The organism is Streptomyces sp. NPDC058955, assembly GCF_042741435.1.
Taxonomy (GTDB): Bacteria; Actinomycetota; Actinomycetes; order Streptomycetales; family Streptomycetaceae; genus Streptomyces.
In genome coordinates this window covers 4,096-6,041 of the sequence record NZ_JBHYKM010000209.1, presented here as the reverse complement: position 1 = coordinate 6,041, position 1,946 = coordinate 4,096, and the positions used below count along the sequence as shown (strand labels likewise).

Annotated in this window: 3 protein-coding genes; all 3 read left to right on the top strand. The window is 81.6% G+C overall.

The genetic code is table 11. The annotated features are described in order from the left end of the window. Positions 1-125 precede the first annotated feature (125 nt). Positions 126-1,028, top strand: coding sequence for an FAD-dependent oxidoreductase (locus tag ACFW1I_RS37670; RefSeq protein WP_384678525.1), 903 nt, complete (start codon positions 126-128; stop codon positions 1,026-1,028). A gap of 46 nt (positions 1,029-1,074) precedes the next feature. Next, positions 1,075-1,551, top strand: a complete 477-nt coding sequence (locus ACFW1I_RS37665; RefSeq protein ID WP_384678523.1) for an NUDIX domain-containing protein — start codon at positions 1,075-1,077, stop codon at positions 1,549-1,551. A gap of 62 nt (positions 1,552-1,613) precedes the next feature. Next, on the top strand, positions 1,614-1,946 hold a 333-nt coding region (locus ACFW1I_RS37660; protein ID WP_384678521.1), incomplete at its 3' end, for a hypothetical protein.

Genomic DNA, 1,946 nt, shown 5'->3' with positions numbered 1-1,946 from the left:
GTGGGGGGTGCGGGTGGGGGGGGGGGGGGGCCGGGCCCCCCGCGCCCCCCCCGGGGGCGGGGGGGGCGGGGGGGGCGGGGGGGGGGGGGGCGGCCGGGGCCCCGGCGGGGCTCGCCGCGGCGGCCGTGCTCGCGGCGGCCGGCGCCGGACGGATCGAGGTCCTGGAGCGGGAGCCGGAGGCGGGCGGCGCGCCCCGCCACTGCCCGCGCACCGGTTTCGGCGCGGACGCGCGCGGGCGCGCCCTGGACGGCCCGGGGTACGCGCGCCGGGCGGTGCGGGCGGCGCGCCGGGCCGGCGCCGTCGTGCGGACCGGGGTGTCGGCCACCGGCTGGGCGGGCCCGCTGCGGCTGGAGACGACCGCGCCGACCGGCCTGGAGACGATCGCCGCGCGGGCGGTGGTGCTGGCGACGGGCGCCCGCGAACGGTCCCGGCCGGCCCGGCTGCTGCCCGGCACCCGCGCCCTGGGGGTGCTGACGACCGGTGAGCTGCAGCGGACGGTGGCCCTGTTCGGCGCGCGCCCGGAGCGGATCGGGCGACGGGCCGTCGTCGTCGGCGACGACCCGGTGGCCGGGCACGCCGTCCGGCTGCTGCGCCGCGCGGGCGTCGCGGTCGCGGCCGTGGTGGTCGAGGGGCCGCGGGCGGCGACCGGCGTCCGGGACGTGCCGGTGCTCGCGGGGACGGTGGTGACGGAGCTGACCGGCCGGGGGCGGCTGGACGGGGTGACGGTCCGGGGCCGGGACGGGCGGACGCGGAGCGTGCGGTGCGACACGCTCGTCCTGACCGGCGACTGGATCCCGGAGCACGAACTGGCCCGCGCGGGCGGCCTGCCGCCGGCGCCCGGCGGCCGGGGCCCGCTGGTGGACGCGGCGCTGCGGACCGGGGTGGCGGGGGTGTTCGCGGCGGGCGGCCTGCCGCACGCCGGCGTGCCCGCGCTGCGGGCCGCCGCGCAGGGCCGGGCGGTCGCCGGCGCCGTCCTGGCCCACCTCTCCGGCGGAGCAGCCGATCCGGAGCGCGACACACCGGCCTGACGCGCCCTCGGCCGCGGGGCGGGCCCGACGCCGTCAGACTGACGGCATGCCGGTCACACGCAGTGCGGGTCTGCTCGTCTTCCGACGGACGGGGGACGGCGGGATCGAGGTCCTCATCGGGCACATGGGCGGGCCGTTCTGGGCGCGCCGCGAGGAGGCCGCCTGGACGGTGCCCAAGGGCGAGTACGGGCCGGAGGAGGCTCCCGAGGACGCGGCCCGCCGCGAGTTCCGGGAGGAGCTGGGGCTGCCGGTCCCGGACGGCGACTGGCTCGCCCTCGGGGAGGTCCGGCAGGCGGGCGGAAAGACCGTCACCGTGTGGGCGGTGGAGGGCGACCTGGATCCGGCGGCCGTGGTGCCGGGCACCTTCACCCTGGAATGGCCGCCCCGCTCGGGCGTCCGCGCCGAGTTCCCGGAGCTGGACCGGGTGGGCTGGTTCGCGCCGGAGGCCGCGGAACCGCTGCTCGTCGCGGGGCAGCGGGTCTTCCTGGAGCGGCTTCTCACGCGGGTGCGCGGGCGGGCCTGAGGGGCATTGTCAGACCCGTGCGAGAGGGTGGGGTGCGTCAAGCCGTCGAGAGGGAGCCCGACATGACCACCACCATCACCGCCACCGAGCGCGCCGCGGCCCAGGCGTATCTGCGCCTCCTCGAATCCACCCAGGCCGTGCTGACGGACCCGCGGCTCGCCCCGTACGCGGGGGTGATGCTGACGAACCCGATGGCGGAGGCCGACGAGGCGCTGAGCGCGGCGGGCCTGGTGGGCAACGAGGACCGGCTGCTGCGCCTCGTCTCCGCCCTGCGGGCCTCCCCCGGGTCGCCTCCCGGGGGGGGGGGGCCCCCGGGGGGGGGGGGGGGGCGGGGGGGGGGGGGGGGGGGCGGGGGCGGGGGGGGGCGGCGGGGGGGGGGGGGGGGGGCGGTGGGG

Coding starts and splice junctions, on each gene's coding strand:
- ACFW1I_RS37665 (WP_384678523.1), top strand. CDS start 1,075: ATGCCGGTCACACGCAGTGCGGGTCTGCTCGTCTTCCGACGGACGGGG.